General features: G+C 33.1%; 26 protein-coding genes and 1 tRNA gene. 5 read left to right on the top strand and 22 right to left on the bottom strand.

Annotated elements, in window-relative coordinates; all coding sequences use genetic code 11:
- The gene (locus tag ACM39_RS04290; protein WP_048509782.1) at window positions 1–1,428 is read right to left on the bottom strand and encodes a TonB-dependent receptor; all 1,428 of its coding nucleotides are present in this window, start codon (window positions 1,426–1,428) and stop codon (window positions 1–3) included.
- A 54-nt stretch (window positions 1,429–1,482) separates the two neighbouring features.
- Between ACM39_RS04290 and ACM39_RS04285 the strand changes: the two genes are divergently transcribed.
- Entirely contained in the window at window positions 1,483–2,250 is a 768-nt protein-coding gene (locus tag ACM39_RS04285) for an MBL fold metallo-hydrolase (RefSeq protein ID WP_048509781.1), read from the top strand.
- A 74-nt stretch (window positions 2,251–2,324) separates the two neighbouring features.
- Window positions 2,325–2,406, top strand: a tRNA-Leu gene (locus ACM39_RS04280).
- A 65-nt stretch (window positions 2,407–2,471) separates the two neighbouring features.
- Here ACM39_RS04280 and ACM39_RS04275 read toward each other — a convergent pair.
- From ACM39_RS04275 to queG, 5 genes are all read right to left on the bottom strand, one after another.
- On the bottom strand, window positions 2,472–3,080 hold the full coding sequence (locus ACM39_RS04275) for a hypothetical protein (RefSeq protein ID WP_048509780.1): 609 nt from the start codon (window positions 3,078–3,080) through the stop codon (window positions 2,472–2,474).
- Window positions 3,081–3,198: 118 nt separating this feature from the next.
- Window positions 3,199–3,651, bottom strand: coding sequence for an SRPBCC family protein (locus ACM39_RS04270; RefSeq protein ID WP_048509779.1), 453 nt, complete (start codon window positions 3,649–3,651; stop codon window positions 3,199–3,201).
- Window positions 3,652–3,664: 13 nt separating this feature from the next.
- A complete protein-coding gene (locus ACM39_RS04265) occupies window positions 3,665–4,510 on the bottom strand; it encodes a DUF3883 domain-containing protein (protein WP_048509778.1) in 846 nt (281 codons plus the stop codon).
- 11 nt (window positions 4,511–4,521) lie between these two features.
- Window positions 4,522–5,199, bottom strand: coding sequence for a TIGR02117 family protein (locus ACM39_RS04260; protein WP_048509777.1), 678 nt, complete (start codon window positions 5,197–5,199; stop codon window positions 4,522–4,524).
- 367 nt (window positions 5,200–5,566) lie between these two features.
- Window positions 5,567–6,511 carry a tRNA epoxyqueuosine(34) reductase QueG gene (gene queG / locus ACM39_RS04255; RefSeq protein ID WP_048509776.1) on the bottom strand — a complete coding sequence of 315 codons (945 nt, stop codon included), beginning with the start codon at window positions 6,509–6,511 and terminating at the stop codon, window positions 5,567–5,569.
- Between the two features lie 123 nt (window positions 6,512–6,634).
- Here queG and ACM39_RS04250 point away from each other — a divergent pair, with 123 nt between their 5' ends.
- A complete protein-coding gene (locus tag ACM39_RS04250) occupies window positions 6,635–6,934 on the top strand; it encodes a rhodanese-like domain-containing protein (RefSeq protein ID WP_048509775.1) in 300 nt (99 codons plus the stop codon).
- A 30-nt stretch (window positions 6,935–6,964) separates the two neighbouring features.
- The gene (locus ACM39_RS04245) at window positions 6,965–7,585 is read left to right on the top strand and encodes a hypothetical protein (protein WP_048509774.1); all 621 of its coding nucleotides are present in this window, start codon (window positions 6,965–6,967) and stop codon (window positions 7,583–7,585) included.
- Between the two features lie 6 nt (window positions 7,586–7,591).
- Here ACM39_RS04245 and ACM39_RS19155 read toward each other — a convergent pair whose 3' ends face one another.
- From ACM39_RS19155 to ACM39_RS19090, 3 genes are all read right to left on the bottom strand, one after another.
- A complete protein-coding gene (locus ACM39_RS19155; protein WP_228377054.1) occupies window positions 7,592–8,338 on the bottom strand; it encodes a TlpA family protein disulfide reductase in 747 nt (248 codons plus the stop codon).
- 447 nt (window positions 8,339–8,785) lie between these two features.
- Window positions 8,786–9,610, bottom strand: coding sequence for a GLPGLI family protein (locus tag ACM39_RS04235; protein WP_082140517.1), 825 nt, complete (start codon window positions 9,608–9,610; stop codon window positions 8,786–8,788).
- 69 nt (window positions 9,611–9,679) lie between these two features.
- Window positions 9,680–9,874 carry a bacteriocin-like protein gene (locus ACM39_RS19090; protein ID WP_131701405.1) on the bottom strand — a complete coding sequence of 65 codons (195 nt, stop codon included), beginning with the start codon at window positions 9,872–9,874 and terminating at the stop codon, window positions 9,680–9,682.
- 161 nt (window positions 9,875–10,035) lie between these two features.
- Between ACM39_RS19090 and ACM39_RS04230 the strand changes: the two genes are divergently transcribed.
- Window positions 10,036–10,407 (top strand): helix-turn-helix domain-containing protein, encoded by a 372-nt coding sequence (locus tag ACM39_RS04230; protein WP_048509771.1) that lies wholly within the window; start codon window positions 10,036–10,038, stop codon window positions 10,405–10,407.
- 64 nt (window positions 10,408–10,471) lie between these two features.
- Here the strand turns inward: ACM39_RS04230 and ACM39_RS04225 are convergent, their stop codons facing one another.
- From ACM39_RS04225 to ACM39_RS04165, 13 genes are all read right to left on the bottom strand, one after another.
- Window positions 10,472–11,251 carry an alpha/beta fold hydrolase gene (locus ACM39_RS04225; protein ID WP_048509770.1) on the bottom strand — a complete coding sequence of 260 codons (780 nt, stop codon included), beginning with the start codon at window positions 11,249–11,251 and terminating at the stop codon, window positions 10,472–10,474.
- Between the two features lie 15 nt (window positions 11,252–11,266).
- A complete protein-coding gene (locus ACM39_RS04220; protein ID WP_228377053.1) occupies window positions 11,267–12,256 on the bottom strand; it encodes an NAD(P)H-dependent flavin oxidoreductase in 990 nt (329 codons plus the stop codon).
- Window positions 12,257–12,334: 78 nt separating this feature from the next.
- Window positions 12,335–12,835, bottom strand: coding sequence for a hypothetical protein (locus ACM39_RS04215; protein ID WP_048509769.1), 501 nt, complete (start codon window positions 12,833–12,835; stop codon window positions 12,335–12,337).
- Window positions 12,836–12,913: 78 nt separating this feature from the next.
- Entirely contained in the window at window positions 12,914–14,287 is a 1,374-nt protein-coding gene (locus ACM39_RS04210; RefSeq protein WP_048509768.1) for a peptidylprolyl isomerase, read from the bottom strand.
- Between the two features lie 87 nt (window positions 14,288–14,374).
- Window positions 14,375–15,298: a PfkB family carbohydrate kinase gene (locus ACM39_RS04205; protein ID WP_048509943.1), complete on the bottom strand. Its 924-nt coding sequence runs from the start codon at window positions 15,296–15,298 to the stop codon at window positions 14,375–14,377.
- Between the two features lie 28 nt (window positions 15,299–15,326).
- Window positions 15,327–15,884 carry a gliding motility lipoprotein GldD gene (gene gldD, locus ACM39_RS04200; protein ID WP_048509767.1) on the bottom strand — a complete coding sequence of 186 codons (558 nt, stop codon included), beginning with the start codon at window positions 15,882–15,884 and terminating at the stop codon, window positions 15,327–15,329.
- Between the two features lie 207 nt (window positions 15,885–16,091).
- On the bottom strand, window positions 16,092–17,138 hold the full coding sequence (mutY, locus tag ACM39_RS04195) for an A/G-specific adenine glycosylase (RefSeq protein ID WP_048509766.1): 1,047 nt from the start codon (window positions 17,136–17,138) through the stop codon (window positions 16,092–16,094).
- A gap of 43 nt (window positions 17,139–17,181) precedes the next feature.
- Entirely contained in the window at window positions 17,182–17,649 is a 468-nt protein-coding gene (locus tag ACM39_RS04190; protein ID WP_228377052.1) for a hypothetical protein, read from the bottom strand.
- A gap of 70 nt (window positions 17,650–17,719) precedes the next feature.
- Window positions 17,720–19,081: a DUF5458 family protein gene (locus ACM39_RS04185; protein ID WP_048509765.1), complete on the bottom strand. Its 1,362-nt coding sequence runs from the start codon at window positions 19,079–19,081 to the stop codon at window positions 17,720–17,722.
- A 23-nt stretch (window positions 19,082–19,104) separates the two neighbouring features.
- On the bottom strand, window positions 19,105–19,551 hold the full coding sequence (locus tag ACM39_RS04180; RefSeq protein WP_048509941.1) for a type VI secretion system contractile sheath small subunit: 447 nt from the start codon (window positions 19,549–19,551) through the stop codon (window positions 19,105–19,107).
- A gap of 259 nt (window positions 19,552–19,810) precedes the next feature.
- Window positions 19,811–21,910, bottom strand: coding sequence for a M13 family metallopeptidase (locus ACM39_RS04175; protein WP_048509764.1), 2,100 nt, complete (start codon window positions 21,908–21,910; stop codon window positions 19,811–19,813).
- 374 nt (window positions 21,911–22,284) lie between these two features.
- The gene (locus ACM39_RS04170; RefSeq protein ID WP_048509763.1) at window positions 22,285–24,342 is read right to left on the bottom strand and encodes a M13 family metallopeptidase; all 2,058 of its coding nucleotides are present in this window, start codon (window positions 24,340–24,342) and stop codon (window positions 22,285–22,287) included.
- 167 nt (window positions 24,343–24,509) lie between these two features.
- Entirely contained in the window at window positions 24,510–25,760 is a 1,251-nt protein-coding gene (locus ACM39_RS04165; protein ID WP_048509762.1) for a CinA family nicotinamide mononucleotide deamidase-related protein, read from the bottom strand.
- Between the last annotated feature and the right edge of the window lie 32 nt (window positions 25,761–25,792).

Genomic DNA, 25,792 nt, shown 5'->3' with positions numbered 1-25,792 from the left:
TTAAGAGAATTGTTTTAAAGAAAGTTCTTCTTTATATCCGAACATTCCGCGCTCTTTTATCATTTCTGCAACACCTTCCGGAACCTGGCTTTCCCATCCTTTGATATTGCATGCAATTTTTTTCAATATATCTCTTGAATAAATTTCCAAAAACTCGGGATTGTAGCTGGTAATATCTACAATACGATTGTTGTGTTTGAAATATTTATATAATTCCTTTAGATTTTCTTCAACTTTTAAAGTATCAGAATTCAATAATTCATGGGTTTCAGGATCTTTGTAAGGATAAAGATAAACCCTCATCCCATTTCTGAAGAATTTACCGAAAGCTTCCAGAATTCCGCCTGATAAGTTTTGGTAATATTTTTCATCAAATACCATCAAAAGATTATTTACTCCCATCGCAACGCCAATATTCCCATTAGTGTATGAAGCAAAATAATCTATCAAACGGTAATATTCCGAGAAATTTGAAATAATAACCGTGTATCCTAATTTTCCAAGAACATCTACCCTGTCAAGAAAATCTCTTTCATCAATATCACCATCTGCCCGCAGATTTGAGATTGTAATTTCAATCAAGATTTCAGTCTCTTCATGAGTACAAAGAGCATCTTTCAGGAACATATCCATACCATTTTTAAGCATATCAATATTCACTTTTGTTACAGGTCTGAAACTTCCCCTTACTGCAAAAATGTTTTTCTTATAAAGACTATCCGCAGGAAGCATATTATTTCCTTCGGAATTGAAAATAACAGCGTCAGTCATTCCGTTCTTTACCAATTGCAAAGACATCAATCTGTTATCAACATATGCAAAAGCCGGCCCGCTAAAATCGATCATATCAATTTCAAGGTTATCCGTTGCAACATCATCATAAAGAGATTCAATTAATCTTCTGGGATTATCGTAGTAAGTAAAAGCTCCAAAAATAAGGTTTACACCCAGGTTTCCTAAAGTTTCCTGTTGTAAAGTAGCATCATTTTCCTTGAATTTTACGTGAATTACAACTTCGTTGTAATCTTCATTTTCTTTTACCTGAAAGCGAATTCCCACCCATCCGTGACCTCTTACCGTTTTATCAAAATTAATCGTGGTAACTGTATTGGCGTAAGAAAAAAACTTTCTGTTAGGGTTATTCTCTCTTGAAATTCTTTCTTCGATTAATGCAACCTCATAACGAAGCATTTTACGAAGTCTGTTTTGGGTAACATACCTGTTCTTTACTTCTTTTCCATAAATGGCATCACTAAAATCTTTATCATAAGCAGACATTGCCTTAGCGATTGTACCCGAAGCCCCTCCTGCTCTAAAAAAATGTCGAACAGTCTCCTGCCCTGCTCCAATTTCCGCGAAAGTACCATAAATAGTAGGATCTAGATTAATTGTTAATGCTTTTTGTTTAGGAGTTAGTTTCTGATACATTAGGACATTAAATTTTTCGTAAATTTACCAAAATTAAACCAACCTCAAAAGAAAATGAAGTTGAAATTTTTAGGAACCGGAACTTCCCAAGGTGTACCCGTTATTGGCTGTACTTGTGAAGTGTGTACATCTGATAATCCCAAAGACAATCGTTTCCGCTCTTCAGTGATGGTGACGACGGATGAAAACAAAAAAATACTTATAGACTGTGGTCCAGACTTCAGGCAGCAAATGCTTATAAATCACGAAAGTAATGTAGATATCGCACTACTTACCCACGAACATAATGACCATGTAATTGGCCTTGATGACATGCGCCCGTTAATTTTCAAAAGCGGGAAAGATATGCCTATTTATTGCTATCAGAGAGTGGGGCATGAAATTAAAAACCGCTTTGCTTACGCATTTACAGATGTAAGATATCCCGGAGCACCTGCTTTTGATTTACATGAAATTGAAAATAAACCATTCACCATTTTAGATACTGAAATCACCCCGGTTGAAGTAATTCATTATAAAATTACGGTTTTTGGATATAAGTTTAAAAACCTGGCTTATATTACTGATGCCAGTTTTATTTCTGACACGGAAAAAGAAAAATTAAGAAATTTAGATGTTTTAATTTTAAACTGTATCAGAAAATTTGACCCTCATCCTGCACACTTTATCCTTCCGGATGTAATTCAATTGTTTGAAGAATTAAAACCCAAAAAATTATTTTTAACCCATATCAGCCATCATTTGGGGCTGCATGATATTGAAGATAAAGAACTTCCGCCCGGAATGCACCTTGCCTACGACGGTTTGGAAATAATTTTTTAAAAAAAATTCTTCAAAAAGCTTTTGAACATTTAAAAAAGTTACTATATTTGCACACCAATTTAAAACAAGCACAAGCCCAGTTGGCGGAATTGGTAGACGCGCTAGACTCAAACTCTAGTATCGAAAGATGTGCCGGTTCGATTCCGGCACTGGGTACTAAAAATCCTTGAAAATCAATTGATTTTCAAGGATTTTTTTATTATTATATTGTTTTTTTTATGTTAAAAATCTATTAGTCCATCAGCAAGGCATTTCCACTGGATTTTAGCAATTCCCAGCATTCCTCCAACGGCAGTGAAAATATTTCTTATAATATCCAAAAAATTAGCATTAAAGTTTGGTGTTTCATTCCTCCCGTAAATTGCCATTCTTATAAAATTCGCTTCTCTTAAAATCATAAAAGTAGATGATGCCTGTTTGGAATAAAAATGAGCAATATGCCTGTTTTTTTTATTTCCGGGTTCTTCCGAAGGATTACATATAAAAAATATTTTCTCCCAATCATCTCCCTTTTCATTAAAAAAACTATTGATTTTTACCCAATCATATCCTTTTGCTTCAGTTTCTCCGGGTCCGGGAATATCAATTCTTATAAAATCTCCAGTTTGTGGCTCTCGCTCAAGATAATTTCCGTAGTGATCGTACAATTTAAAATCGGCAGATTGCTCACCACAATAGTCTTTCCAGCTGTTTGTAGAAAGAAATCTCTTCTTTAAAACATCAAAATGTTCTGATGCAACCAATGAATTTTCAAACACTCTCTCACTTTCGGTATCATGAAAACCTCCTGTTTTTTGTGACGGAATACCGGTAACTTTTTTAGCTTTCATTTTCTGATTTTAGATAGTAAAGGTAAATTATAAATTTCAAAACGAAAGGTTTATGAGTGAAGTCATAAGATTCAATTAAAATGATTTAATATTGTTCATCAAATCCTTTTTATTTTCATTAAAACCTTTCTTCCAGAATTTTGAATCTATAGTTAAAAATATGTTCCAACTTCTTTTTCACAAAAAGACTGTGAGCGATTTCACCTAAAAATCCAAACGGCAATTCATAATCAACAGTATCTTTCATTAAAACTCCGTTTTCATTTTCGATAAATTCATGATGATGCTGCCACAATTGGTAAGGACCTTTTTGCTGAAAATCTATAAAGCTCTTTTGAAAATCTACATGAATAATTTGTGTCTGCCACTTCATTTTGACCCCAAACAAAGGTGAAACATAATAATCAATAAGCATGCCTTCATAAATAGTATCATCTTCAAGTTTTGTTAAAACAACAAAATCCATATCTTCCGGAGTAATTTCAGAGAGATTATCTGCTGAAGAAAAAAATTTCCATGCCGTTTCTATATCACAATTTAATTGCTGTTCACGAAAGAGCTTATGCTTCATGTTTTTGATTTTTCTAAATATTAATCTTAAATATTTGAGGCAAATAATTAAGATTTAAAATGTCCTGCTTGTTCAAAATATAAAACTCAGCCGCCTTATTTTCAACCGAAAGATTAAACAATCTGTAAATGAATGTATTTTCGTTGTTAAAAAGAAAATTCTTTTCATTAATACTAATATAAAAAGCGGTATCAAAATCGGCCGTTGTTGTTTTTACTTCTATATATTTTACATTCCCATCTGCATCAAATGAATGAATATCATATCCCATACCATCGCCAACCTCTTTGGCTATATTTTTTATTCTATCAAGCTTATCCTGATTATAAGAATGAGACTTTTCATGCTTGAGTACAATTTCTTCACCAATATCACCAATCAGTTTTTGTAAATTATAATTTCCTTCAAAATCAAAATTTTTAACAATACTGCCAGCACCTGCATTTGTGGATAGAGAAGGTCTTTGAATACTTTCCGGCTTATCAACTTCTAAAAGTCGGGTTTCATCACTATTCCGAACCGCATTAATTTGTTTAATTATACCAATAGCAGCTTCAAACCCCTTTTTAAATGCGCAGTTACAACATTTATGCCTTCCCGTGCCTCCTTGATTACCCCCTGTTGCCTCCAGATATTCTGTGGGGACACCTACTCCAGACGGACATGATTCAATATGGGAATCTACAGTATGTAAGAATTCGGCATAATTACCGTATTTTCCTAAAATTCCAATATTAAAACCCAGCTGATAAGCACAGTTTGGACACCTATGTCTGCCTGTTCCGCCTTGATTATGATGTAGGCCTGCTAAAATAGCAGTGCTGATAATAGAGCCATGGCTACAACTTTCTGTTTGCATACTTTCCCTATTTATTTGTAATGTAAAAATATTCCATAATCAGAAGGTGTCCAAAATGCAGCTTTCTGCCCTGCAGATTTCAGAGCATCATTTGCCCAAGTATTGCAGGTATTTAAGAAGCTGTATTTACCTTTTGCGTCGTAAAAAGCATCATTATTGCCATATACCGCGCTGGTAGGGATCAAAATAAAATCCCCGTTTTCATCTTTATCAAATTTTTCATCAACAAACTGCACAAGTTTTTGATACTGATTTCTGCTAATCATAATTTTTTTGCAATCAGCTCCTTCTTTCATTACTTTATAATAACTACAGTGCATGGCAGATTCACTTAACCAAAACGTAGCTTTGAAAGCGGTTGAAAATTTCAGATCCGCCCAAGTTGGGGTGTCAAGATAAAAACCTTTATCACCCCAACCAATTCCTATATAATTATAATCTGTTTTTTTTGAAAGTGTATTTGCAAAAGGGATCTTCGCACTCCAATCCTGTACATCATTTTTCACAGGCATCACAATATCCGTATGAACACCGTTTGTATAAATATAAATCGGGATTTCTTTCTTTTGTCCGTCATCTTTCGCAGAAACCTCAATAAAAGGCAATGCATATCCTAAAGCAACATACAAAAGGATAACTCCCAGAATAACACCTATTGCTTTTAATAAGAGGATGATCATTTTTTTCACGGTTATGTTTAATTTAGATTAATAAAATTTAATTGATATTTTTTCGTAAAAGTATCTGTTTTTATCGAAAAATTAACTATATTTAGTTACGAAATACTCACAAATATGCGTAAAAACATCAAATCTCAAAAAAGATTTAAAGTAAGAGTAAAAGTAGCTCCAAAAAGAGTACAAAAAAGACGTTGATTTTCGGCGAGAAATTTTTCTCCTGAAGGTCAATTTTTCTTTTTAGGAAAGGCTTTTACAGGTATTTTACTTAAACAAATTTTCACCTCCTTAAAACAAAAATTTAAGGAATGGCCGATTAACCGCTTTAGTTTTGGAATATAAAAATTTCCAACCGGGGATTTGTCTCCAAAAATCTGACTTATTTTTTACCCGCAGACTTATCTAAAAACTCAATATTTCGCTTCAGGCCTGCAAATTTGGTTCTTTTCACAGGTGATTTTCTAAAGATTTCGGAAAATAATTCCTGAGTAAGTTCTTTCCACTCTCCTTTTTTGAAATTTTTCAATGCTTCATTAGGCCTGAATCTGCTTTGTTTATTAGGTACAGAAAAGCGGTTCCATGGGCAAACGTCCTGACAAACGTCGCAGCCAAACATCCAGTCATCCATCTTATCCTGAAAATAATCAGGAATTTCATTTTTCAATTCAATTGTTGCATAAGAGATGCATTTACTTCCGTCTATAATTTTCTCTGAAATAATAGCATTGGTAGGACAGGCATCGATACATTTTCTGCAGGTTCCGCAATGGTCAGTCGTTTCATGGTCAGGAACCAACTCTAAATCACAGATAATTTCAGCCAAAAAATAAAATGACCCATTTTGTTTTGTAATCAAATTTGCATTTTTACCTACCCAGCCAATTCCTGATTTTCTAGCCCAGCTTCTTTCCAAAACCGGTGCGGAATCTACAAATACACGAAAGCCAAATTCTCCGATTTCCTGTTGTAATTCCAATATCATCTCCCTGAGAATCTCTTTAATTACTTCATGATAATCTTCTGCATAAGCATATTTTGAGATTTTAAAATTCTCCAAAGTCGAAATTTTTTCTTCCGGAAAATAATTATAAGAAAGTGAAATGACAGATTTTGAACCCTCAACCAGTAACCGGGGATCTAATCTTTTATCAAAATAATTTTCCATGTACTTCATTTCTCCATGAAAATTATTCTTGAGCCATTTTTCAAGATTCGGAGCGTCTTCTTCCAAAAAATCTGCTTTCGAAATACCACAATCCTGAAACCCAAAACTTTTTGCTTTGGTTTTAATAAGCTGTGAATATTTTTCGGCACTTGAATTCATACATTTCGCATTGCAAAACTAAGATTATTTTATAAATTTGTTTAGACTTTGGATTTATTGAGCAAAGGTATGTATCTTTCTAAAAAATCCATTTTATATTTTTAACTCTAAATCATAACAATTATGTCTTTATCAGAAGTAATAAAATCAGGAAATTATGAATTAATCGACGTTCGCGAACCTATGGAATTGGAAATGGACGGAAATATAGAAGGTGCTAAAAATATTCCGCTAGGTGAAGTAGAAGACAGAAAAGACGAAATTTTGTCTATCGAAAAACCCGTAATTTTATTCTGCAGAAGTGGAAACAGAAGTGGGAAAGCTTTAGAATACCTTAATTCACAAGGTTTGGAAGATGGCTACAACGGTGGTGGCTGGTCCGAATTGAAAGCAAATCTAGAAGCAAATCAAGGAACTTTTTAAAGTTCCTTTTTTTATCTAAAATATGTAATGATGAATTTGAAAGAAAGATTTCAACAAAACTGTTTACAATATATTCAAGATCAAAATCTTATTAAAAGTTTATGGCTTGAAATTGAAAACAAATACTCAGAAAAAAGCAGGCATTACCATAGTCTTGATCATCTTGAAAATATGTTTTCAGAACTTGATGAGGTAAAAGATCAAATTTTAAATTTTACAAATATTTCATTTTCTGTTTTTTATCATGATATAATTTATAATGCTTCTTCAAAATCTAATGAAGAAAAAAGTGCCCATTTTGTAAAAGAAATACTCCAAAAATTAAATTTCAATAGATCGGATATTGAAGAAATTTATACTCAAATTCTAGCAACAAAAACTCATCAGAAATCAGAAAACAATGATATCAATTATCTTTTAGATGCTGATTTATCTATTTTAGGAAAAGATAATCAAACGTACTTAGATTACACTAAAAAAATACGAAAGGAATATTCCATTTATCCTGATTTTCTTTACAAACCGGGGAGACGAAAAGTTCTCCAACATTTTCTAGAACTTGAAAGCATTTTTAAGACGGATTCTTTTAAAGAAAAATACGAAAAGCAGGCGAAGGAAAATATTAAATCAGAAATGTTACTGCTTTTATAAGAATAATTATAATTTCATATTTTCATCTAAAAATTTCTCTAATTCTTCAGGGGATATATCTTTTTTAATAATCCTGCCTTCCTTATCTAAAAGAAAGGTTGTCGGAAATTTATTAATATTATATTTTTGGGCTTCAACACTATTTTCATCTAAGAGATTCAACCACGGTAAGTCTTTTTCATTTATTACTTTCTTCCAATCATCAATATAATTGGTTCTGTCGGTAGATATTCCAATAATCTCAAAGTCATTATTTTTATATTTTTTGTATATAGATTTATACTTTGGCATTTCCTCAAGACAAGCTTTGCAATGAGAGAACCAAAAATCAATTAGTGTAAATTTTTTAGAAACCGTAATGTTTGTGTTGTTTATTTTAAATTTGAAAAGGTTTCCCTCGATATTTTCTTGTAATATTGTAAATTGATTATATAATATCTTTCCCGGAAAAGATTGTTTTATTTCTTTAGACAAATTATTAAAAATCAGCTCATATTTCTTATCATATCCATCCTTTTCTATGCGGTCAACAATTTCCCAAAATAATATTATTGAATTAGGATTTAATTTTGAGTAATTATATAATAAATCTTGTTCTTTTAGCTTTAGAATTTCATATTTACCTTTTAAGCTGTCTTTAATTTTTTCAAAACTATTATTTTTGTATGAAGCATATTTTACACTATCCAATTGTTTTTTTTGCATGATAGTGTTCTTCATATACTTTTCGTAAGAAAAAATTTGTTTCTTCAATTCTGTATTTTCATTATCATCAATAATTTTTCCATTTTCAGAATCAAAAATTATATTTTTAGATTTATTATCAAAATAAAAAGATTCTGTATACCTATAGATCTGTTTTCTTTGTAATTCTAAAATAAATTTATACGGCCTTGGGAAATTATCTGCTTGTTTTGACATACTGAACTCAAATTTACCATTGTTTAAAAACGCTGAATCCTCTTCTGTATTTTTATTATAGTACTTTTTATCAAATTTAGGAGAAAGGAAAAGTATTTTTTTATCGTATGCATTTTTTCTATCCAGAGTGGCAATTTTTATATTTTTATTTTGACAGAAAATAGAATTGCAAGAAATTGATAAAAGGATAAAAAATTTTATTGTAATGTGAAATTTGTTTCTCATAATAATATAAAGAATAATGTGAATATTTCAAAATTCACACATAAAATGATAATTTTAATCTATTTCTATCGGATTATTTGTTCTCCTTAGACGTTTTGCTAGCTCTTCATTAATGTTTTTATTTTTATTTAATTCATTAAAGTCAAAATGCCCCACATAACCATCTTTTAATTGAACTCCTAGTGTTCCAGCTTTTGGATTAGCATGAATGCTTTCTACATCTTCTGCTGAATTAAAAATTGAATTCTTCAATAATTTTTTATATTCATTAGCCTTTACTTGTTTAGTAACTTTAGGTAAAAGTTGAAATATTAAGTTTATCTTTTTTATTTGTACTAATTCAAACATATGATTATTCTCTGTATCCTTTAATCTAACAATAAGCCCAGGAAGCCCTAAGAATTTATATGGTCCGTCACTGATTGGATAATCTTTACTAAACCAAGCCTCCCAATTTCTGCCTTTATAATTTGTTGTTGCTTTTTGACAATTATTATTATTGATTTTCAAAAATTCATCTTCAATTTTCCATCTGGGAAATTCATTTTCAGATATTATTAGATTTACGCTTTTAAACTTATCATACAGATCAACTGTTTTTTTTTGATAATCTTTTTCAATGATATAATTTAAATTCCTATCATATTTTTTATATCTAATAAGAGCATTAAAATTTTTATCTACACTATAGGCCGAATCTCTTTCATATTTAGTAGCATTATAAAAATAAGATTTTTTACCATCTACGTCAAGATTCATATAATCTGTAATTAATGAATCTTTTATAATAAAATCAGGTTTCATTTTGTATTCATAAACAAAACGATAATTTTGCGCTGAAACAAAATTCATTATTAATAAAAAGAATATTCTAAACATCTGAAAATTTTAATCCTTACTGTTACTTACTAATAACAGTAAGGAATGTTAATTATTATATTTCAACATTTATTTTGGTTGACTGTCAAGACTTTTCGTACAAGCATAATAACAACCATCATAAGTCATATAACCCAAAAATGTTGATCCTTGTTCAGTTGTGCAATAACAAGGTTGTGCCTCACTAACAGGTACTTCCATGTACTTAGCTCCGCCTTCAATCTTTTTCAATTGATTTCTCGAAAGTTTTTTTAATTTTTTCATAAATAATTTTTTTTCTGTTTTTTGTCACTATTGACATTTCAAAACTAAAAATTTATACCTCACCTAAGTAAGAAATAACTTGCAATTTTTTGGTAATTTTTGTGCAGGTTTTGCGCAAAATTTGTACAAAATTTGCATACATTTGTAAAAACAGATGCACAATGATTCAAGAAAAATTAAGAAATGTAAGAAAACAAAAGGGCATATCTCAGGAAAAAATGGCAAAAATACTATCTACTGACACTTCCAATTACTCACGTAAAGAGCGTGGGGAAACGAGAATACATGATGAAGAATGGGAGAAACTGGCAAAAGCCTTAAATGTTCCCGTTGAAGAATTAAAAGAAGAAAACGGCTTAGGAATAGTGCATAATGACAATTCCACTTTTAATGATAATTCTGGAAATTATTATCATCAATACTTTAATATTCCAAATTCTATTATTGAAAATTTACAAGATTACATTCACCTATTAAAAGAAGAAAACAAAACATTAAAGTCAGAAATTCAGGAATTGAAATCAAAAAAGTAAAAAATTTAAAACTTCTATAACAATCAAGTGTGCCACAGCTTATTTTTCTGCCATAGAAATATATTCAATTATTTTCTAATTGCCGTTTAATAAATTCAACTGATTTATCTAAAACAATGTCAGGAATTTCTTTATGCGGAGTATGCCCAACATTCGGGATAATAAATTTTTCTGCACAGCCACTTACCTGACTGATTGTTTTTTCCACTTGATCTAAAGTTCCATACTCATCAGATTCTCCCTGAATAAATAATAACGGTGAAGTAATATTCTTTAACAAATATTCAATGTTCCAGGTTTTGAATCTTTCGCTTAACCAAATTTCTGTCCAGGCTTTTACAATCATTTTAACTTTATCACCGTGATACTTTTTCAAACGCTCAGGTAAATCTGTAGCTTGATAAGCTTCAAAAGCATCTTTTACGCCATTAACTGTAATATTTTCCACGAAAATATGTCCTGCTTCACAAATCAAAGCTTTTACCTTTTCGGGATATTTCGAAGCGATAATCAAAGCGATAGTTCCTCCATCAGAGTGACCAAATAAAATTGTTTCATTAATATTTAATTTCGTCAGCAAATCATTTAGTACATCCCCTTCCTGCTCCATATAATCATTCTCCCTTTCATGTGTAGGCATTGGATGAGATTTTCCATATCCTAAACGGTCGTATACCAAAAAGTTACATTCCGTCACTTCTGCTAATTTTAAAGGAAAGTCTCTCCAAAGCTGAACAGAACCTAAAGAATCGTGTAAAAAAACGATTGTTGGTTTATTTTTAAACGAATTGCTGTGTTCTATATAAAGTTTTTTACCATTTACATCTATTATCCTTCCCTCCATTACTCTAAACTTTAATTATAAAACAGGATTATTAGCTTCGTTAAATTCTTTCAATAAATTTTTAAAAACAGTTTCTACGGGAAGAACTTCATCAATCAAAGCAGAAACCTGACCGATTTCCAGTTCACCGTCTTCCATATCTCCTTCAAACATTCCGCGTTTGGCTCTTGCACGGCCTAAAGATGCTACCAAAGCCTCTTTATTTCGTCCAACATTATAAATATCTTCCAGCTCATTAAAGAACTTATTTTTAACCATTCTTACAGGCGCCAGCTCTTTCAATGTGAGATGAGTGTCGCCTTCCTGAAGCTCTGTGATCTTATTTTTCCAATTTTCATGGGCACTTGCTTCAACAGTTGCTGCGAAACGGGAGCCAATCTGAACTCCGTCGGCTCCTAAAATCATCGCGGCTTTTATTTGTGAGCCTAAAGCAATTCCACCAGCTGCAATTAATGGTTTTGAAATATGCTTTTTTACATTCGGAATCAGACAAAAAGTTGTTGTTTCATCTCTTCCGTTATGACCTCCGGCTTCAAAACCTTCAGCTACAACAGCATCTACACCTGCATCTTCACATTTCACTGCAAATTTTGTAGAGGAAACCACGTGAGCAACTTTTAAACCCTCTTTTTGTAAAGTTTCTGTATATGTTTTCGGATTTCCGGCTGATGTGAAAACAATTTTCACTCCTTCTTCCAAAATGATTTGAATAACTTCATCAAGGTTGGGATATAACATGGGTACATTCACTCCAAAAGGTTTATCCGTAGCGTGTTTACACTTTTGAATATTTTCCCTTAAAACGTCAGGATACATACTTCCTGCGCCGATTAAACCCAATCCTCCACAATTGGAAACCGCTGAAGCCAATCTCCAGCCGGAATGCCAAATCATCCCCGCCTGAATGATTGGATACTGAATATTAAAAAGTTGTGTAATTTTATTTTGATTGTGTTGCATCTCATGAAGTTTTTTAGCCGAATTGAAATCTATAAAGTTGCTCATGTCGTAAAAATACTAAAAACAGGTGTTTTGGAGAAGTATCTTTATGTCAAATTTCATGAATGTTTTCAACAAAAATCATTATTTATATTTAAAATTATTCAAAGCAGAATCAATAATAGGACTTACTTTTAAAAAGTTTTCAGACAATTTAATGATATCACTTTTTATGGTTTCTTTATTTAAATTAATCCAGCCTTCCATTAATGTTAATGGCCCAAGAGCAGTGTCTATATTTTCCCACTCTGTTTGAAAATTTGAAAATTTACTTCTAAATAGATCTGCAAAGTTTCTGCTTTGTATTTTATAACCTTTTAATTCTCTTAGCTTTAATGCATGAATATTGTAATACACACGGTTTTCAGTGATTGTTTTTTTATTAATCCAAATGGAGAAAAAAATTCTGCTTTTTGCATTCAATGGAGATTCTGGTTCACTCGTCCAGTTCGGATTATAAATTTTAAGTGCAATAGAATTCAATACAAATTCTACCGAAATTTCCAATCCCTGATTATGAAAATTCTGTTTCGGAATTTCTTTTAATGCTTCATTAAATTCTTTATTGTAAAAACTTAAATCCATTTTTTTGAATATGATTGAATATACAAAATGAATCTACATAAAAATAAAAAAACCTCCAGAAAATCTGAAGGCTCTTATTTATTTTTTGATTGAATCTTTCTTCCAGCTTCCTTTGAGCTGACAATCATCATAACGTCCGTCAATTGAAATAAAAGTAGTCGGTAATTTTGAGTTTACAAATTTTTCAACCATTTCGCCTTTCTTTTTATTGAGCGCCATTTGTTTGATTCTGTCATAATCAGTTTCAAGTTTAATCTGGTGTGCAGGAATCACATCTTCAATTTTAATGATTTTCACCACTTTTCTCTGCCTGTCATCTACATCGTCAAAAGCTGTTGTAATATCATTTTTATTTAAACCTGCCAATTCGTAGCTGATAGTTCCCGGAACACTTTCTCTTTCAATTTTGTTTGAACCGTCAGAACCAGGAATTACACCTCCATTGAATTTTGTTCTTTTATCATCTGAAAACTTAAATGCAGCATCTTTAAATGTCATTTTGCCATCAATGATAAGCCCTCTGATGCTGTCAAGTTTTGCTTTAGCGGTCTTAATCTCATCATCCGTAGGTGTTGCTTTCAACAGAATATGTCTTGCATCATATTGCTTACCCGATTTCTTAACCAGCTGGATAAGGTGATATCCGAATTCGGATTCTACAGGTTCAGACAATTCTCCTTCCTGAAGGTTCAGTGCAGTCGCTTCAAACGACTTTACCATCTGCCCTTTATTGATGTTTTTATATAAACCACCATTTGCTGTAGATCCCTCATCTTCAGAATAAATTCTTGCCTGGCTTTCAAAAGTTTCTCCCCCCTGAATATCTGCTTTAATTTTTTTTAGCCTATTGATAAGGTCCTGCTTGTGAGCTTCTGTAAGCTTAGGAGTCATCTCAATTTGTGCCAGAGAAATTTCATCCTTTATTTCAGGAAGCTGGCTTTTATACTGGTTATAAAAATCGGTAACCTCGTTTGGCGTAACGTCAGCTTTTTCAGTAACTCTCTGATACTTAGCCTGTCCGTAATACGTATCTGTATCGATTTTCTCGATAGCATTTTTCATTTCGTAACCATTTCTGAACTTATACGCTGTCAACATTGTTTTTTCATCAGGAAACTGAGAAAGCAACTGCTGATATTTGGCATTAGCCTGATCTTTAATGGCTGCAGAACGGTTTTCAATCAGTGTATCTTTTTTAGCTTCGTAAACAAGAAGTTTATTGTTAAGAAGATTTTCCAGAAAATCACACTTACTGACATTATTGGCAGCGCCCTGCTGTTTTGCATAATTCATCTGTTCATTTACATCAGACTCCAAAACAATTTCATCACCAATTACAGCAGCGATACCATCCACTAATTCTCCTTGTTTTAGCTGAGCCTTCATCATGTTTGAAGAGAAAATCATCATGAAAACTCCAAAAAGAAAAGTGATTTTTAGTTTATTTATCATTATACTATTTTAAACAAGTTGCAAATTTAGAATTCTTAACGAATTACACTAAATTTTTTATTATAAATATTTCTTAAAAAGACTTATTTATTGTAGTTCGACATCAAATGTCGTTAATTCTTTGAATTGTCTCAATCTCTGGAACATATCGGATTCGGTTACTTCCTGAATTCTTTCAGTACCAAATTTTTCAACAGTGAAAGATGCCATTGCAGAACCCACAATTAATGCCGATTTCATTGTTTCAAAGTCAATTTTACCTTTTTTAGCAAGATAGGCCGCAAAACCACCTGCAAAGGTATCACCTGCTCCGGTAGGGTCAAAGACCTCTTCCAAAGGAAGCGCAGGAATCGCAAATACTTTATTATCATGGAAAAGTAAAGCTCCGTGCTCACCTTTCTTAATGATAACATATTCCGGGCCCATTGTATGAATTTTTTTAGCTGCTTTTACCAAAGAATATTCTCCGGAAAGTTGTCTTGCTTCTTCGTCGTTGATAGTAATCACATCGGTTTTGGCGATCATATCCATCAGAATATCCCAGGCAGAATCCATCCAGAAATTCATTGTATCGAGAATAACCAGTTTAGGACGTTCGTTCATTTTTTCAAGAACAGACAGCTGTACACCAGGATGAAGGTTTCCCAACAATAAAATCTCCGCATCCTGCATAGAATCAGGAATTTTAGGATCGAAGTTTTCCAGGACGTTAACTTCTGTAGCCAAAGTATCTCTTGTATTTAAATCATTGTGATATTTCCCAGACCAGAAGAAAGTTTTTCCTTCTTTTACGATTTCGATTCCTTCGATATTTACATCCCTGTCTGTAAACATATCAAGATGTTCTTGCGGAAAATCTCCTCCTACTACAGAAACGATTCCAGATTTTACGCCCAAAACGGATGAAGTAATACCAATATAAGTAGCAGCACCTCCCAAGATTTTATCTGTTTTACCAAATGGCGTTTCGATTGCATCAAATGCAACACTTCCTACAACTAAAAGTTTCATATTTTTTTCAAAGTATATTAAAAGTAAATTAATTTTTCCATTCAAAAGTGTCTAGCAGATGCTTCATATCTTTTTTGATATAATCCACTGCCGGTGCCAAAGAATCAGGCTTTGGTCTTGAATTAAAGTATAAATATGCAGTCACAAAATGTTTTGTACTGTCTGTAATGTAAAATTGAAGGTTTGAAGCGCTCTGCCCTTTTAATTCATAAAAGTTTCCGTAAACCTTCTTTTCAGGATATTCGAAAGATTTTGTATCAATTGAGCTTGCTTTAATAGTGTGCTCATAAACCATTTTTTCGGCTTCTTTGATATGATCCGCAAAGTCATTCTGTATCGGATAATAGGTCACGAAGATCTTCGCTTTCATTTTAGGATAGTTCAGATAATACCAGCAAGGCTTTTTAGCATCTGTGATTTTAGCCATATCAGAAAATTCAAAAGTATAAGCACAATTGTTCTCAAACTTCTGATATTTAGGAGCCGGATATTCCAGACGAAGTTCTCCGTAAGGCTTGGGAACAGGATCTTTTCCACAAGACAACAAAAGTAACGACACGAAAATAAAAATGACTTTTTTAATCATTTTGCAAAAGTACAAATTAGATTTCAGATTTCAGAAGACAAATTTCAGCAATTCAATGAGTTTTGAACTCGAATCTTATTTAAAAAAATTTAGCCCTTGAAGTTTTATTTTCACATATAGCTGTCGTTTGAACGGAACAAGCTGTGATGACAGAACCTCAACTTAATTTTTAGAGATTGCTTCGTAGCTCTGTTTCCCGCAATGACATCACAGCATCCTGTAAGCCGTATTATAATTTTGGATATAATTCTCCAAAGGTTTTGGGAAAGATCTTCCATGAGAATCTTCAAAATCAGTAATAATAAAATGATTATCAGCAACAAATCCAGTCCAAACCTCTTCCGAATCTACCTCAACATTAAAAACTTCTATGCTTAAATTTTTATGCGTCAGTTTATGATTCATTGTTTTTACACTTTTAATAAAAGGAATTAATTCATCCGAAATCTCAGGCGGGAATTCAAATAATTTTTTCCAGATAAAATCATCTTTTCTTTGCTGAATTAAAAAACGCCCGTTTCTGTGAACAAAGTAATATTTTAAATGCAAATCCTCTGACTTTACTTTTTTAGTCTTAACAGGAAATTCAGATACTTTTCCTAATGAAAAAGCTAAACAATCATCATTGACAGGACATTTTTCACAAAGAGGATTCTTCGGCCTGCAGATTTCGGAGCCCAAATCCATCATCGCCTGATTAAAATCGCCCACATTTTCAGGTAAAATCAAATGTGCCAATTCTGAGAAATAATTGAAAGCTTTTGAATGTGAGATATCAAAATCATCGGCGAAAAGCCGGCTCAAAACACGATAAAAATTACCGTCAACAGCCGGGATTTTTCCGTTAAAACAAATACTGGAAACTGCAGCTGCCGTATATTTTCCGACTCCTTTTAATTTTAAAATTTCATCATATTCATGCGGAAAAGTTCCTCGATAATCATTCATGATTTGCTGAGCAGCTTTATGAATATTTATTGCCCTTGAATAATACCCCAACCCTTTCCAATACAGCAAAACTTCGTTTTCCTCAGCTTCGGCCAACGTTTTTACATCCGGAAATCTTCTAATGAAATTATTATAATGATTCAGTCCCTGATTGATTCTAGTCTGCTGAAAAACAATTTCACAAATCCATATTTTATAAGGATCTTTTGTTTGTCTGAAAGGTAAATCACGTGCGTTTTTGTTGTACCAAAGCAGGAGTTTATTTCCTACATGTTGAAAACTTGAATCTATTTTAATCTTTTCCAAAAGTTTATATCTTCTTCATTTATTTAGTAATTGCAAAGATAAACTATTTACTTTCTTTTTTTACAGGATAAACAGGCGCTGCACTTACCCATTGATATTTTATTTTCTTCTCTTCTGCAATAAAACGGAAACCTTTTAGCTTTTCAAGGAAAATATAGGATGAATCTTGTTTTAATTTTAATTTCTGAGTTGAAAGTATCTCAATCGGAAAGGCAACAACCGAATCACGAGTTGTTTTTCTGACGCTTCCTGAAGTAATTTTATATATAAAAAATGATTTTCCCCGACCTGAAGAGCTGTCAATCAGCTTTATATCTGAGCTTGAAAGCACCATATCACTCTTATCATAAGCTTCAGCTTCACTCATCACATAAGCTGTATTTTCCTGTCTTTCGTCTTTGAAAAGATCGACATTGTATTCATCAGGCCGTTGGTATTTTTTTTCACAACTGCATAAAAAAGCAACAAAAAATACAGTCAGAAAATATTTAAGCCTAATTTTCACATTCATTTTCATAAGATTTGGTAGAAAAAAACCGATGTAAAAATGCATCGGTTTTATAGTTAAAATTACTGGTTTATTATTCCTGAGTATATTGAGCATCCCATTCATTACCATCATCTCCTTTATGCCCGTCCAGTTTGATAACAAAACTTTTTGTAGGGAAATAAGGCGTCAAACGAATATCAAGCCATACTCTGTCCTTATTTACTTTATCCTGTTCGAAACGAACAATTTTGAATTTTTCAATCAATTTATCAGGACCTTTGATATCATCCAGAAAAGTGACGATTTGTCTTCTCAAATCATCTTCATTTCTTGCATTCCAGTTTTCGAAAGCTCTTCTGTTTAGGAAATCAAGTAAAACTTTAGTCACGTAGTCAAATACACGGACAACCGAATACGTCTGAAGTCCTATATTGTCTCCCGTAAACAGTGTTTTTGCGGAGAAAGCCATGATTTTTCCGTACTCATTTACCATAGGAACCAACCCCATTTTTTCCAACTGAGAAATTTCGCTCTTCTTCAATTCGAATTTTACGGCATCTACTTCATTAATATTCCCATGTTTTTTACCTGCGGCAACCTGGGACATCAACGTTTTATGAATTTTCCCGGCTAATGAAGTAGAGGGCGGAAGTTCTACGTTTTCTTCTTCACCTACTTCTTCAGCTTTTCCACGCCCCACAAGCCAGTTACACGTCATAATCACGTTACTTCTGTGAAGCTCGCCACCTGTAAGGTTTGCTGAATGGAATAAATCTACAACATCATCCGGCTTATCAAGATTGGCAAAATCCGTAACCATCATTACTTTATTTTCGTTACAGATTTTAGCCCATTTTTCAATCACTTTATTAGAGCCTAAATATCCCGGAATGGCAAGAATCGAATAATTATCCCTAAGATCTAATCTGTCATAATAATTTTTGAATTCTTCTGCAATTGCATCAATAAAAATTGGGTTATCTAGGTCCGAGACCTGATCAAGACTTGCATTCACAATACTTACATTGTCAACTTTGTCAAGCTCGGTGTTTTTATAGAACTGAGCTACCGTTCTGTAGTTGGTCTCTAATTGACGAACTGCATCCAGCGTATTTTTTAAATTTGTTTTTAAGCTTTGATCTGCCTGCTGTGCTTTCGTTTTGCAGGTTTCTGCCATTTTATCAGCAGTATCATTCTGCCCTAAAAGATCCACCCAAAGATTAATCTTTTGAAGCAGCTCTTTTCTTTCATCTGCTTTATTTGCATCATTAAGGAAAATTTCTTTCCTTGCTTTTCTTGTCGGGTTCATATTGGCAATGCCATCCACTACGGATTCTACAAAACCAAAACCTCCTATTTTATTAAGTTCGGCAAGCGGATTACCCTTCGGCTGTCCTGCATGTTGCTGCTGCCCTTGTTGTTGGCTTTCAGCTGCCTGTAATTTGCTATCCATGATTTAATGTAAAGTCTTTTAGATTATTTTTCAAGTTCTTGTGCCACTTCTTTCAATACTTCAACGAAAGCAGCTCTTGTCTGCTCGTTTTCCAGCATATTACGCAGAATTTTATTTGTTTTTAGCTGGCGGACAATCTTATTGTATTGATCTTGTTCCATGCTAAGTTTTTGTAAATAATTTGAATTCTGAGTAAGATTTTTAGGAGTGAAGTCCGCAAGATTTTGAAAACGGAATTCCTCTTCTACCACACTACCGTCTTCTGTCTCGTGCTGTACAGCCACAGAAGGTTGGAAATGTCTGAAGACGTCGTCCACATTCTTTAATCCTGTTACAATTTCAGGTACATAAGATTCGTCTGTTGTAAGCTGGCTTACAATCAGTGACTTATTTTCCTGTATGTCCTGAATAGCTTCATTAGCGTCTACTTTTACCTCGTTACCGCCAACGCCATAATTAAACATTGCCATATTATTATTATTTTGAAATTTGCTGTTTTGGTGTGAATTGGTTTTGTCTGAATCAAATAACTGACCAATCCAATGTTTAAATTTAAAAAAAAACTGTAACATACAAAATTTTGTTAAGATTTTTCTTGAAATATTTAATTTGTTCACTAAAATATCAACCAAAAATCAACATTTAATGATGTCACTAAACTAGGAAAAATAAATAAAAAAACGCATCATTTCTGATGCGTTTTTCTTTTCTAACAATTTTTGGCTGTTATTACCAAATTTTTATCCTGTCCTGAGGAGCTTTATACATTTTGTCTCCAGGCTTGATATCGAATGCTTTGATGAATGAGTCCTGGTTTACTAAAGGACCAAATGCTCTGAAAATTCCCGGAGAATGCGGGTCTGTTTTCACCTGATTGGTCATATACTGTTCCGTAGATTTGGTTCTCCAGACTGTTGCCCAACTCATGAAGAATCTCTGATCTTGTGTAAACCCACTGATTAATCCCGGATTTCCTTTATCTTTAAGATACATTTGCAGCGCATCGTAAGCAACAGCTACTCCGCCAAGATCACCAATATTTTCACCGCTTGTAAATTTACCGTTTACAAAGCTTCCTTTTACAGGTTCGTAAGCGCTGTACTGGGCTGCCAGCTGCCCCACTTTAGCATCGAAGTTTTTACGATCAGCATCTGTCCACCAGTTATTTAAGTTACCATCACCATCAAATCTTGAACCGCTATCATCGAATCCGTGAGAAATTTCGTGACCAATAACGGCTCCAATCCCACCAAAGTTAACTGCAGCATCAGCTTTTGGGTTGTAAAAAGGAGGCTGAAGAATGGCAGCAGGGAAAACAATTTCGTTGTTTGAACCGCTATAATAAGCATTTACCGTCTGCGGGGTCATTCCCCATTCAGTTTTGTCCACCGGTTTTCCTACTTTGTCTAAATTTTTCTGATATTGCCAAGCTGAGACATTCTGAAGATTTGAATATAAAGTTGCTCCTGCTTTTGGAGATTCTACTTTCAACTGAGTATAATCCTTCCACTTGTCCGGATAAGCGATTTTCACTGTGAATTTTGATAATTTTTCCTGAGCTTTTACTTTTGTTTCAGGAGACATCCAGTCTATATCATTGATATGAGTTTTGAATGATTTTAAAATATAATCAATATAAGTCTCCATCTGGGCTTTTGCTTCCGGAGTGAAGTATTTTTCAACATATAATTTACCAAAAGCTTCACCAAGAACACTGTTTACAAGAGAAAGGCCTCTTTTGTTCATCGGTCGCTGTTCTTTTTGTCCTTGAAGATATTTAGAATAAAAATCAAACCTGATTTGCTCTAAATTTTCATCTAAATTGCTTGCATTACTGTTAATTAAATGATATTTCAAATAATCTTTTAGCAATGGAAGGTTTTTCTGAGTCAGGAACTGATCCATATTCTGGTAATATTTTAATTCACCTACGATAACTTTATCAGTTTTTACCCCTGCATCACTCAAATATTTTGCAAGGTTGATATTTTTAACCAAACCAGATAATTCAGATACATTTTTAGGATTGTATCTCAAATTTGCATCTCTGTTTTGCTCAAGAGTCAATAGATAATTCGCTAATTGCTTTTCAAAATCAACAACATTTTTTGCAGCTGCATCAGAATTTTTATACCCCAAAACTCCGAATAATTTCCCAACATAAGATTGGTATTCAGCTAAAGTTTTGGTATTTGCTTCATTTACTTTTTGATAATAATCTCTTCCTAAACCAAGATCAGGACCACCAAGATATACGGCATTCATCGTAGAATTTTTCATATCTGCGCCTACTCTCCATCCGTAGAAAGAGTTGTCGCCCAATTTTGTGGCTTCTAAAAGATACTTTTGAAGATCTGCAAGGTTTTTGATAGCATCAATTTTTGCTAAATCTCCTTTGATTGGCGTTAGGCCTTCTGCATTTCTTTTTGATATATCCATGAAAGATGCATACAGATTCTGAATTTTCTGTCCTTCAGAACCTTCAGAATAACTTTCAGATAAAATTTTGTTTAAAATATCCAAAGAAGCATCATCTACATTTTCTCTTAATGCATTAAAAGATCCCCAGCTCGCTTTATCGGAAGGAATTTGAGTGGTTTTTACCCAGTTTCCGTTTACGTAGCTAAAAAAATCATCTTGCGGACGAACACTTTTATCCATATAAGATAAGTTGATCCCCTCCTCTTTTACTTCCTCTTTTTTCGGTTCTACAATTTCAACTCCTTTCATTGTCTCAGGCTTTTGAGTATCCGCAGTTTTTGTTGTTCCACACGAATTTAAAAATACCAATCCGGAAAGGGCAAGTATTCCAATATTTAGCTTTTTCATTAAAGATTGTTTTAGATTTTACACAAACTTACCAAATATACAAAATTATGTTAAATAAGTTATGTTAATTGAATAGAGTTTAAGAGAACAATAATATTTCCTCATCAGTATGGCTAAGTTATTATTCTTATATTCATACTCATTTAATCTTTCGTATAAAATAATCTCTTTTTTCATTTATTTACATTTTAAAAATTCACTTATATAAAAAATTACAACTTGTAAGATCTTATTTTTTAGCCATATAACAAATATGCTTTTACATTAATAAACTTTTGACATACAGCAAATCATTCATAAATACATTTGAAGTAATCGTAAATATTATAAAAAAACCGCTCATTTCTGAACGGTTTTACTATTTTTTGTAGTTATTACCAGATTTTGATCCTGTCCTGAGGAGCTTTATAAAGTTTATCCCCTTCTTTTACATCAAATGCTTTGTAGAATGCATCAACATTGATAATCGGACCGAAACTTCTGAAATATCCAGGAGAGTGCGGGTCTGTTTTCACTTGGTTTACCATGTATTTTTCACTTGATAATGTTCTCCAAACTGTTGCCCAGCTTAAAAAGAATCTTTGGTCTTGTGTAAATCCACTGATTGTACCAGGATTTCCTTTATCTTTTAAATACATTTGAAGTGCATCGTAAGCAATATTTACACCACCTAAGTCAGCGATATTTTCACCGTTTGTGAAAGTTCCGTTTACAAATGTTCCTTTTACAGGCTCATATTTATCGTATTGAGCAGCAAGAGCTTTTGTAGCTTTTTCAAAGTTTGCTTTATCTTCCGGAGTCCACCAGTCCACTAAGTTTCCGTCTGCATCAAACTGTGCTCCCGAATCATCAAATCCGTGGCTCATTTCGTGACCGATAACCGCACCGATTCCACCAAAATTCACGGCAGCATCTGCTTGCGGATTAAAGAAAGGCGGCTGAAGAATTGCTGCAGGAAATACGATTTCATTGTTTACCGGGTTATAATAAGCATTTACTGTCTGCGGAGTCATTCCCCATTCAGATTTATCAACCGGTTTTCCTATTTTAGCCAAATCTTTATTATATTGCCATTCTGTAATGCTTTGAAGGTTTGAATATAAATTTCCACCTTTAGCTTCAGAAGTAATATTCAGCTTAGAATAATCTTTCCATTTATCCGGATAAGCAACTTTTACAGTAAATTTGTTTAATTTCTGCATTGCTTTATCCTTTGTTGTAGCAGACATCCAAGACAAACCATTGATGTGAACTGCGAAACTTTTCTTTAAATAATCAATTAACTCAACCATTTGGGCTTTAGCCTCTGCCGGGAAATATTTTTCAACATATAATTTTCCGAAAGCTTCCCCCAGCGTTCCGTTGATAAGCTCATAACCTCTCTTGTTAAGTGCTCTTTGCTCTTGTTGACCTCTAAGATATTTACCGTAGAAAGCAAATTTCATATCACCCAATTTTTCGCTTAGGTAAGAAGCGCTTCCGTGAATCATATGGAATTTCAAATAATCCTTGATTACAGGAAGGTTTTGAGTATTAATAAATGTATCTAAATTTTTAAAATATCCAATTTCCCCGATAATTACCTTATCTGTATTTACTCCAGCTTTTTTAAGGTAAGCAGGAAGATCTACATTTTTCACTAAGGCAGAAAGCTCAGCCATTGTTTTTGGGTTGTACTGAAGCGTATTATCACGGCTCTGCTCATTTGTCAAATAGGTCTGAGCAATACTTTTTTCGTAGTCTACAATTCCTTTTGCAGCTGCATCAGCATTTTTGTACCCCAATTCTTTCAGCATTGAAGCTACATATTTTGTATACTCAGCAATAGCTTCCGTATTTTTTTCGTTTACTTTTTGATAATAATCTCTTCCTAAACCCAGAGATGCATCACCTAAATAAACAGCATTCATTTTAGAATCTTTCAAATCTGCATCAACACCCCATCCGTAAAAATTATTTTCTCCTTCTTTCGTTACAGAAGTTAAATAATTCTGAAGATCTGCAAGGTTTTTGATAGCATCAATTTTGTTAATATTTTCCTGAATTGGCTTAATTCCATCTGCATTTCTTTTCTGCATATTCATATAGGTAGCATACAGGTCCTGGATTTTTTTACCCTCTGTCCCATCAGCAAATTTGTCTTTCAAAAGAGAGTTCAGAATCGTCATAGAATTATTGTCTGTATCATCAGCCAATTTATTGAAACTTCCCCAAGTAGGTTTGTCAGAAGGGATTTTGGCAGTCTTCATCCAAGTTCCACTCACATAGTTATAAAAATCATCTTGCGGACGTACAGATTTGTCCATCAAGCTAAGGTCAAGGCCTTTATCCGTTCCGGCTACAACCGTTTTAGCAGCATTAGCCTGTGCGTTCACCATATTTTGGGAACACATTCCTGCTAATAAAAATAAGGAAAGCGTTAATTTTTTCATTATAATAACAATTTATACAATATGTATGTTCTTTTAATTATTTGTTACTTTTTACTGAAACAAATTTACATAAATATTACATTGTAGCTATCTCTTTTATATTTCCGGTTCTTTTTAAGAATCCCCAAAAAGACGTTTTCACTTTTAATACTAAATAAAGTTTACGTTTAATTATTTATAAGAATCCCTACTAAGTCCTGAATAATCTTCTGTGAAACAAAATTCATAAAATCAAGCCTGTCTAAATGTGGCATGTATAATTTTGAAGTTATTACTTTTTCATCCACTCTTATGGTATAAAAAACAGTACCTACTTCTTTGCCGTCCTCCCCTTTCCCTGGGCCGGCAACTCCCGTTGTTGACATAGAAATACGGGTATCAAATAATTTCTGACAACCTTCTGCCATTTCAGAGGCAACCTGCTCACTTACAACAGTAAACTTATCAACGGTTTCTTTTTTAACTTTTAAAATTTCTATTTTCTTTTCTGTTGCATACGCTACTATCCCTCCTAAAAAGTATTTTGAGCTTCCGGAATTTGAGGTTATCATTTTCGCCAATTCACCACCGGTACAGCTTTCTGCGGTGGAAATTGTTAATTTTCTTTCCGTTAAGATTTCAGCAAGAATTTTTTCGATTTTATCTTCCGAAGTTGCAATCACATTGTCTTTAATTAAAGGAAGCAATTTTTGAATTTCCTCTTCTAATTGCTGCTGTAAAAATGCTTCATTATCACCATTGGCTGTCAATCTCAGCTTTACCCGTGTTCCGACAGGAAGATAGGATAATGCTATGTTTTGAGGTAAAGCAAGCTCCCAATCTTCAATCGTATCTGCCAAAATACTTTCAGGAATGCCAACAACGGAAACTATTCTCGTAGAAATATAATGCAAATTAAATTTTTCCTGTAAATAAGGAACAATCTGGTCTTTTATCAATGGTTTTACTTCGTAAGGAACACCCGGAAGACTGAATAACAACTTCCCTTCCTGCTCCATCATCATACAGGGTGCAGTTCCGTAATGATTTTGAAAAACTTTAGATTTTGTAGGAACGAAAGCCTGTTCACGATTTCTTTCAAGAATTTCCAGACGCCCGCGTTTTTCCATATATGTTTTCAGATGATTAAAAGTAACCTCATCCAAAGCAATTTTATCGTTAAAAAATTCGGCAATCGCTTTCTTAGTCTTGTCATCTCTTGTTGGTCCTAATCCGCCTGTTGTAATAATTAAATCTCCAATTTCAAAAGCAGATTGCAGGGCAATTTTGATGGTTTCAATTTCATCTGAAATGGTTAAGATTTGAGAAACTCTTATTCCTATATTTTTAAGTTCAGTAGCAATGAAGTTAGAATTGGTATCAACCGTATTTCCAGAAAGGATTTCGTCACCAATAGTAATCAGAACAGCATTTTCCATATTTTGTTTTCGAAAAAAATCTTATACAAATG

This window comes from Chryseobacterium sp. FH2, from assembly GCF_001045455.1.
Lineage (GTDB): Bacteria > Bacteroidota > Bacteroidia > Flavobacteriales > Weeksellaceae > Chryseobacterium.
This window is presented reverse-complemented; position numbering and strand designations above follow the sequence as displayed.

Bases quoted from the DNA above. Each gene is read 5' to 3' on its own strand.
- ACM39_RS04290 (WP_048509782.1), bottom strand. From the start codon at position 1,428: ATGTATCAGAAACTAACTCCTAAACAAAAAGCATTAACAATTAATCTA.
- ACM39_RS04285 (WP_048509781.1), top strand. From the start codon at position 1,483: ATGAAGTTGAAATTTTTAGGAACCGGAACTTCCCAAGGTGTACCCGTT.
- ACM39_RS04275 (WP_048509780.1), bottom strand. From the start codon at position 3,080: ATGAAAGCTAAAAAAGTTACCGGTATTCCGTCACAAAAAACAGGAGGT.
- ACM39_RS04270 (WP_048509779.1), bottom strand. From the start codon at position 3,651: ATGAAGCATAAGCTCTTTCGTGAACAGCAATTAAATTGTGATATAGAA.
- ACM39_RS04265 (WP_048509778.1), bottom strand. From the start codon at position 4,510: ATGCAAACAGAAAGTTGTAGCCATGGCTCTATTATCAGCACTGCTATT.
- queG (WP_048509776.1), bottom strand. From the start codon at position 6,511: ATGAATTCAAGTGCCGAAAAATATTCACAGCTTATTAAAACCAAAGCA.
- ACM39_RS04250 (WP_048509775.1), top strand. From the start codon at position 6,635: ATGTCTTTATCAGAAGTAATAAAATCAGGAAATTATGAATTAATCGAC.
- ACM39_RS04245 (WP_048509774.1), top strand. From the start codon at position 6,965: ATGAATTTGAAAGAAAGATTTCAACAAAACTGTTTACAATATATTCAA.
- ACM39_RS04235 (WP_082140517.1), bottom strand. From the start codon at position 9,610: ATGTTTAGAATATTCTTTTTATTAATAATGAATTTTGTTTCAGCGCAA.
- ACM39_RS19090 (WP_131701405.1), bottom strand. From the start codon at position 9,874: ATGAAAAAATTAAAAAAACTTTCGAGAAATCAATTGAAAAAGATTGAA.
- ACM39_RS04230 (WP_048509771.1), top strand. From the start codon at position 10,036: ATGATTCAAGAAAAATTAAGAAATGTAAGAAAACAAAAGGGCATATCT.
- ACM39_RS04225 (WP_048509770.1), bottom strand. From the start codon at position 11,251: ATGGAGGGAAGGATAATAGATGTAAATGGTAAAAAACTTTATATAGAA.
- ACM39_RS04220 (WP_228377053.1), bottom strand. From the start codon at position 12,256: ATGAGCAACTTTATAGATTTCAATTCGGCTAAAAAACTTCATGAGATG.
- ACM39_RS04215 (WP_048509769.1), bottom strand. From the start codon at position 12,835: ATGGATTTAAGTTTTTACAATAAAGAATTTAATGAAGCATTAAAAGAA.
- ACM39_RS04210 (WP_048509768.1), bottom strand. From the start codon at position 14,287: ATGATAAATAAACTAAAAATCACTTTTCTTTTTGGAGTTTTCATGATG.
- ACM39_RS04205 (WP_048509943.1), bottom strand. From the start codon at position 15,298: ATGAAACTTTTAGTTGTAGGAAGTGTTGCATTTGATGCAATCGAAACG.
- gldD (WP_048509767.1), bottom strand. From the start codon at position 15,884: ATGATTAAAAAAGTCATTTTTATTTTCGTGTCGTTACTTTTGTTGTCT.
- ACM39_RS04190 (WP_228377052.1), bottom strand. From the start codon at position 17,649: ATGAATGTGAAAATTAGGCTTAAATATTTTCTGACTGTATTTTTTGTT.
- ACM39_RS04185 (WP_048509765.1), bottom strand. From the start codon at position 19,081: ATGGATAGCAAATTACAGGCAGCTGAAAGCCAACAACAAGGGCAGCAG.
- ACM39_RS04180 (WP_048509941.1), bottom strand. From the start codon at position 19,551: ATGGCAATGTTTAATTATGGCGTTGGCGGTAACGAGGTAAAAGTAGAC.
- ACM39_RS04175 (WP_048509764.1), bottom strand. From the start codon at position 21,910: ATGAAAAAGCTAAATATTGGAATACTTGCCCTTTCCGGATTGGTATTT.
- ACM39_RS04170 (WP_048509763.1), bottom strand. From the start codon at position 24,342: ATGAAAAAATTAACGCTTTCCTTATTTTTATTAGCAGGAATGTGTTCC.
- ACM39_RS04165 (WP_048509762.1), bottom strand. From the start codon at position 25,760: ATGGAAAATGCTGTTCTGATTACTATTGGTGACGAAATCCTTTCTGGA.